The 6,437-nt window shown below is 67.4% G+C and carries 7 protein-coding genes, 1 tRNA gene and 2 pseudogenes; 6 read left to right on the top strand and 4 right to left on the bottom strand.

Features of this window, described 5'->3' with window-relative positions; genetic code table 11:
* From ACFYUZ_RS13655 to ACFYUZ_RS13645, 3 genes and pseudogenes are all read left to right on the top strand, one after another.
* Positions 1 to 85: pseudogene (locus ACFYUZ_RS13655) on the top strand (IS5/IS1182 family transposase); the annotation flags it as partial.
* A 104-nt stretch (positions 86 to 189) separates the two neighbouring features.
* Positions 190 to 263: transfer RNA gene (locus ACFYUZ_RS13650), tRNA-Leu, on the top strand.
* Between the two features lie 42 nt (positions 264 to 305).
* Complete coding sequence (locus ACFYUZ_RS13645) at positions 306 to 644, top strand: HNH endonuclease (protein WP_389308537.1); 339 nt, start codon at positions 306 to 308, stop codon at positions 642 to 644.
* Positions 645 to 999: 355 nt separating this feature from the next.
* On the opposite strand, the gene ACFYUZ_RS13640 is transcribed toward ACFYUZ_RS13645, so the two are convergent.
* From ACFYUZ_RS13640 to ACFYUZ_RS13630, 3 genes and pseudogenes are all read right to left on the bottom strand, one after another.
* Positions 1,000 to 1,581 carry a hypothetical protein gene (locus ACFYUZ_RS13640; protein WP_389308535.1) on the bottom strand — a complete coding sequence of 194 codons (582 nt, stop codon included), beginning with the start codon at positions 1,579 to 1,581 and terminating at the stop codon, positions 1,000 to 1,002.
* A gap of 728 nt (positions 1,582 to 2,309) precedes the next feature.
* Entirely contained in the window at positions 2,310 to 2,780 is a 471-nt protein-coding gene (locus tag ACFYUZ_RS13635) for an NUDIX domain-containing protein (RefSeq protein ID WP_389308534.1), read from the bottom strand.
* Between the two features lie 4 nt (positions 2,781 to 2,784).
* Positions 2,785 to 3,523: pseudogene (locus ACFYUZ_RS13630) on the bottom strand (XRE family transcriptional regulator).
* A 631-nt stretch (positions 3,524 to 4,154) separates the two neighbouring features.
* Between ACFYUZ_RS13630 and ACFYUZ_RS13625 the strand changes: the two are divergent.
* A complete protein-coding gene (locus tag ACFYUZ_RS13625; protein WP_389308532.1) occupies positions 4,155 to 4,367 on the top strand; it encodes a DUF397 domain-containing protein in 213 nt (70 codons plus the stop codon).
* A 244-nt stretch (positions 4,368 to 4,611) separates the two neighbouring features.
* Here ACFYUZ_RS13625 and ACFYUZ_RS13620 read toward each other — a convergent pair whose 3' ends face one another.
* Positions 4,612 to 4,851, bottom strand: coding sequence for an SCO4848 family membrane protein (locus ACFYUZ_RS13620; protein ID WP_030687556.1), 240 nt, complete (start codon positions 4,849 to 4,851; stop codon positions 4,612 to 4,614).
* Positions 4,852 to 4,909: 58 nt separating this feature from the next.
* On the opposite strand from ACFYUZ_RS13620, the gene ACFYUZ_RS13615 reads away from it, so the two are divergent.
* Both ACFYUZ_RS13615 and ACFYUZ_RS13610 read left to right on the top strand, forming a co-directional pair.
* Positions 4,910 to 5,134, top strand: coding sequence for an SCO4848 family membrane protein (locus ACFYUZ_RS13615; RefSeq protein WP_389308570.1), 225 nt, complete (start codon positions 4,910 to 4,912; stop codon positions 5,132 to 5,134).
* Positions 5,135 to 5,158: 24 nt separating this feature from the next.
* Positions 5,159 to 6,409: a metallophosphoesterase gene (locus ACFYUZ_RS13610; RefSeq protein ID WP_389308530.1), complete on the top strand. Its 1,251-nt coding sequence runs from the start codon at positions 5,159 to 5,161 to the stop codon at positions 6,407 to 6,409.
* Positions 6,410 to 6,437: the final 28 nt, after the last annotated feature.

The raw sequence follows: 6,437 nt of genomic DNA, 5'->3' as shown, positions 1-6,437 counted from the left end.
CCGGCGAGCCAGATGCTCCACCCGCCGCATCAGCACCATCGTTCAGGCCGTCCACACGCTGATGACCTGCGGCTATTCAGGATGAAAACGGCTCAATCGGCAGAGGTGCGCGGTACCGGCCCGGCTCGTCCGGGATATCGGCCGCAGAGTTCCGGGTTCGAGTCCCGGGGTGGGCACACGGCACCACCAGCCCGCCTAGCCCAATGGCAAGAGGCGTCGCGCTTAGACCGCGAAGGTTCCCGGTTCGAGTCCGGGGGCGGGCACGCAGAGAACGACGACCAGGCCGACGACATCGAGGGGGCGCCATGCGCTGTATCGACTGCACGGAGCCGGCGACCCATCGGGGCCGCTGCAAGACCCACCACGCCGCGTACGAGCGACGACCGACCGTCCGCACCCGGCGAGCACGGGACCGACGACGAGCGGCCCGGAACGACGCTGCTGCACGACTCCGCCGGATCATCGAGCGGAAGGGGCGCGCGTGGTGTGACTGGTGCCTAGGCGACTTCCCCGCGGCGGACGTGGACGTGGACCACGTGCGGCCCCTCTCGATGGGAGGGACCGACACGGACGGCAACGTTCAAGTGCTGTGCCGGGGGTGTCACCAGCTCAAGACGGCGACGGAGATCGGGCGTGCGGCCTAGCGCTGAGTCCACCACGTGATCGCTGCCCCGCCGGCGGTGGTGATCAGGGTGACGAGCCATCCGGGGACGCGCCGCACAGTCAAGTGCAGCCCACCTAGACGGAGTTCCAATGCGGGACGTTCGAGAGTTCCATCCGTTTGGCTCATGACGCTAGGACAACACGTGCCACCACAAGCCGGTAGGGAGAGGCCAAGACCTTACGTCGAATGGTGGGCCCTGCAGTGGAAATCCCGCTCCTCGTAGGGAATGCCCCTCCGCCCCGCAGACCCCGCCCCCCTGCTCGGTACCCGGTGCCCTGGGCTGATGGCTCGAGCGATGGTCACTGGCGCCCGCGGTGCGTAGCACTGCCGTGCCGTCACGGAACGATGATCACGCCCTCGTCTTCCGGGCTACCTATCTGAGCCTTGCATTCCTTCAAATTTAGAATCTGCACCTGCTTGTCCAGCGCGGTTAGTGCGGCGTTTTGCTGCTCCGCATACGCCTCATTTTGGTATTCGTCGGCGTAAATGGCTGACGCAAAGCTTGCATACGATTCACTGTAAGCGGAGCCAGCGGCATGAAGTTTGTCGATCTCGCTTCGCTGCTCGCCTGGCTGCTCAAGTTCGCGCCAACTCCCAACCAGATGCCGAATGGAAACAGAGACTTCCTGGTATGTGTCCGCCGTATTATTTCGATCGGTTTGTGTGGGGTTGGGTTTCCGTATCAGCTCAAGGAATGCAGCGTCCGAAGCCCGCATCTTCTGAAGAATGCCCGGAAACTCCTGTTCGCACATCGCATCTGCCTTGGCTCGCCACTCGCTCAGGCTCGGGGCCTTGCTCTGGCACTGTGTCAAAAAGAAGGCCAAGATGCCGATGGCCGCCGAGCAGATTCCCACCCACCAGCCGATGTGGGCTCGCAGCCTACTTCCTCTTGATTCTGCCGCAGGCTCAGCACCCATGGATGCCTCCTAGAGGCGGATCACGTCTTTAGTGTCCCCCTGCCGTGTTGCCTGCGCATGTCGGTAGATGGATTCACGTTCTCCTTTCAACTGTGCTCCAAGACAAGTGGCGAGCACGAGGTGATGATTACGCCTAGACGACCCCGCCCCCTGTGCTCGGCACCCGGGTGCCCCGAACTGACTGCCAGTGGTGGCCGCTGTGCCACTCACCAGCGTGAGGCGAACGCACTTCGGGAGACACCAGGGACGAGCGCGTACGGGCGACGGTGGCCGAACATCCGGCGCCGCCACCTCTACGCCCATCCGTGGTGCGTGCTGTGCACGAAGCCGGCGACGGTGGCTGACCACTTCCCGGAGTCGCTTCGCTCGCTGCTGTCTCGTGACGTGTCCGATCCGGATGCGTGGTCGCGGCTGCGTCCGCTGTGCACGTCGTGCCACAACCGCGAGACCGCGAAGCACCAGCCCGGCGGGTGGGCTGCCGAGCGTGTCCGTCCGCGCTTGCCCGAGCCTCCGACCAGGGGGTGCCCCCCTCCCAGAGCCCTGAAAGCACGGCAGGGAGGCAAAAAACTCGCATGGCTTATTTGAGCGTTTCGGTGGAAGCGCCCGCCGCTCCCTTTGGATTGCACCAGTTGCAAATCCAGCACCAAGCCCCGCACCCTTAGTCTTCATTGACTTCCGGTCGGGGCTCTTCGTGTTTTGTCCGCCGTCCAGGCCGTGAGGAAGTCGCCTCATCCGAGGTATGGCTGACTGCGATTCTCCAGATAATGCGACAGCCTTAGGTGCTGGGTGTGATGCATGGGCAGGATGTCCAGTTCGACTGAATCCACGAAGCGGAGTTCCGTCGACTCATCAGAGATGCGGAGTTCTCCCCCGACGATCCGGGCCCGAAAGCATACGTTGAACTGTCGCCGCACTTCCCCGTCGCTGTACTCGATGATGTGGCGTGGGTCCGTGTAAGTACCGACAAGGCCCGTGACTTCCACGTCCAGACCTGTCTCTTCCTTGACTTCCCGCACCGCCGTTCCCGGGAGTGAATCGGTCATGTCCATTCCGCCACCAGGCAGTGCCCAAAGGTCGTTGTCCCTGCGGCGCTGTAGCAGGATGCGGCCTCGGTCGTCGGTCACCACGGCTGATGCCGCTACGACCATGCTGTTGGGCTTGGGGGCGTTCGGATCGTCGTAGCACTCGGTTCGCGCCATAGGCTCAGCCTTCCACGGGTCGGGCGGTCTCCCACACGGCCGTGAAGCTCTCTGCATAGGTGTCGAACATCCCCCGTTGCCGTGCCGCCGAAGGTGCCAGACTGGCGCGCCGTAAGCGCTCACGCCCCAGACACGAGCGTTGACCAACATCTGATCGTCAGCGCGATAGAGGCTGTTGTAGAGAGTGGTCCCGTGCGTCCGAAGTTCCACCCCCGGAACGTCAAGCAGCGGTCGGTAATGCATCAGGGCGAGTCGGCAGCGTGACTCGATGCCGTGCCCGAACCTCTCTTCCCTGCCACGCTGTTGAACGTTCTCGCTGTCGGCGTCGCCCAGAGCGATTCTGATCCGGCATCCTTCGGCGGTCCGCTCCTGCAGTAGGTCATTGAGGCGGGGATACGCCTCATGCAGGAAGACGGCGGCGTATACAAGCACGTCGATTCGCTCGGTGGCGTGGCTGAACAGGTCGACGAATGTAGAAACGGGAAGGTCTGCACGCTGGTCGTACAGCGTGACCAGTTCCGGGCTGACTGCCCGCGCCGCACGCGCCTGCCTTAGCGCCGGCCAGAGTGCGTGGACGTCTTCCCCCAGCGCTTCGGCAGCCTTGAGGCCGTCACTCGCCTCGGCGTGCGTCCCAGGTTCGCCCATCGCTCGACACTCTTCGGATCAACGTCCGCTGCGTCGGCAAGGGTTGCGTATGTCCATCCGCCGGATTGCATGACGGCTCGTAACCGCTCGTTCGGCATGCTCGCTGCCCTTCCTGCGCTCCGTGCGTTAGGGACGTTCTACCCCACGCGGGACGTCCCAAAGTGGGAAACGTACGTAGTTCCTACGTCCCCGCTAGCGGCGTGACGATCAGTGCCAGGCGACCTGAGGGGACGACGCAGGATGACCAGTAAGACGCTGAAACAGGGCACAGACGCGAGTCAGTGGGAGTACGCGACATACGCGCCGAAGGGCGAGACGTGCCCCGCGTGTATGCAGCCGATCGCGTCGCTTGAGCGCGTCTACCGAGGGACGCTCGAAAGGCAGTCCGGTTCCCCGGTCGTCGTGTACCGGCACATCGGGAAGTGCCCCTGATGGCTACCGAGGCGGACGTAGGCAGCCTGGCAGAGGACGGCTTGGGCAGGGTCGGCATTCTGTGCGACGTGATCCAGGACTACGAAGATCCGGCCGAGCTGCCAGGCAAGCGTAGGAAGCGCCCTACAGCCTTTCTGCGACCTGAGGGCGGGGGCCGTGAGTGGCTGGTCCCGCCGGACACCGTTCGGCCGGTCTGAGAATCCCGCCCCTCCGCGCGGACACCGACGCGCACGGCGGGGGCGGGTGCACGACGGCGCGGGGACCGCTTCCCCGACACGTCCTCCGAGAGGAGTGCCCATGTCCGCCAAGCTGCCCGAGTTCCAGTTCGTCAGGACGGCCGCCTGCCGTGACGCGCGGGTGAACAACTGTCCCGAGGTGGCGACCAACGTCCCCGGCGTGGTCGCGTTGCGTGCCAGCGAGCGGCCGGACACCATCGTCACGATGACGGCCGCCGACTGGGTTGCGCTCACCGACGCCGTAAAGGCCGGCGAGTATGACGTGATCGCCTGAGAGTAGGTCCCGTGCCGAATTGCCCTCGCTGTGACGCCGAGTGCCCCACGGACCCCGAGTGCGGGTTGCCGTGGTGCGCGCGCTGCGGTGCGCACTTCGCTCTCTCGCTGCCCGCCTGCCGGGGGCTGTGGTGGTCGCGCAACGCTGCCACTCGTCAGCCGGTCCGGCGGCGCGAGCGCTGAGCGGGACGACTCCCCAGAAACCCCGTCTGTGCGCTTCCCTCGCAGCGCATGGGCGGGGCTTTTTACTTGCCTGCGTTCGCTCGGACGCCCCTCAGTCCGATCACGCCGACGGCCGTCCCTAGGATGAACGATGTGACAGCGAGGGCGAGGTGGACCCAGAAGTACGCCGTCGGGTTTCCCGCGTCGTCGAAGGCGAGGCCGCTCCCGTCCTTCCAGAGGTTCTTCGCGAAGGTCACCCAGATCACCCAAGACCAGACGCCGAACGCGAGCAGGAACCAGGAGACGCGGCGGCTGAGCTTCATGGGGTGTCCTTCGGAGTGGGGTGGCCGTGCCCTGCCAGTATCGAACGGGCCTGCCGCGATCTTGCGGCTGGGTCTCTGTACGCTAGTGGTTAGCTGCTTGTGGACCACTTTCGTCAAGAACCTGTGGAAGGACGGGAGCGGCCTCGCCTTCGACGACGCGGGCGACCCGACGGCCTACTTCTGGGTTCATCTGCTGCTCGCCGTCACGTCCTTTGTCCTGGGGACGGTGATCGGGGTGCTCGGGTTGCGTGGGGTGCGCGCCGCGCGCCGCGCGGGCGCCTAGGCCTGGAAGAGGGGTTTCGGGGGCGTGGTCGTCTTTCTGCTGGTCCTGGTCGTGGTGCTCGCGCTGCTCGGGGCGGTCCACTGGTACGTGTGGCGGCGTCTCGTGCGGGACGTCACCGTGGCCGGGAGCCTCGCGCGCCGGCTCGGCACGGCCGTCGTCGTGGCCCTGCCGCTGTTCTCGCTCGCGGCCCTGGTCTCCTCGCGGGCGGGCGCGCCCTTCCCGCTCCAGCAGGCGGTCGCCTGGCCGGGCTTCCTCTGGCTCGCCGTCCTGCTGTACCTGGTCCTGGCCCTGCTCGTCGGCGAGGCCGTCCGGCCGCTCCTGCGCGCCCGGACGGGCCGTCGTGCCGCCGTCCCGGTGGAGCCCGTGCCCGCCGCCGCCCCCGCGGCGCCCGCGGCCGAGTCGGCGGAGCCCGTGCCCGCGTCCGTGACCGGGTCGCCGGAGTCCGACCTCTCCCGCAGGCTGTTCGTCTCCCGGGTCGTCGGGGGCTCCGCGGCCGCCGTCGCCGTCGGGACCGTCGGGTACGGGACGTACGGCGTGCTGCGCGGGCCCCGGGTCAAGCGGGTCACCGTGCCGCTGGCCAAGATCCCGCGCGCCGCGCACGGTTACCGGATCGCCGTCGTGTCCGACATCCACCTCGGGCCGATCCTGGGCCGCGCGCACACCCAGCGCATCGTGGACGCGATCAACGCCGCCCAGCCCGACCTGATCGCGGTCGTCGGCGACCTCGTCGACGGGACCGTCGAGAACCTCGGCCCGGCCGCCGAGCCGCTCGCCCGGCTCCGGGCCCGCCACGGCTCCTTCTTCGTGACCGGCAACCACGAGTACTTCTCGGGCGCCGACGCCTGGGTCGACCACGTCCGCGAGCTCGGCCTGCGCCCGCTGCGCAACGCGCGCGTGGAGATCCCGGCCGGCTTCGACCTCGCCGGCGTCGACGACGTCGCGGGCGAGAGCGAGGGGCAGGGCCCCGACTTCGCGCGGGCCCTCGGCGACCGCGACCGGGCCCGCGCCGCGGTGCTCCTCGCGCACCAGCCGATCGTCGTCCACGACGCCGTGCGCCACGGCGTGGACCTGCAGCTCTCCGGCCACACCCACGGCGGCCAGCTCTGGCCCGGCAACTACCTCGCCGAGCTCGCCAACCCGACCGTCGCCGGCCTGGAGCGGTACGGGGACACGCAGCTGTACGTCTCGCGGGGCGCGGGCGCCTGGGGGCCTCCGGTCCGGGTCGGGGCGCCTTCCGACATCACGATCGTCGAACTCGCCTCGAAGCAGGCCTGACGGGCCGTCGTGACTCCCCGCACCGGGA

Origin of the sequence: Streptomyces sp. NPDC004266 (assembly GCF_042874095.1) — a bacterium.
Taxonomy (GTDB): domain Bacteria; phylum Actinomycetota; class Actinomycetes; order Streptomycetales; family Streptomycetaceae; genus Streptomyces.
The sequence above is the reverse complement of the archived record's forward strand: the minus strand, read 5'-3'. Positions and strand labels throughout refer to the sequence as shown.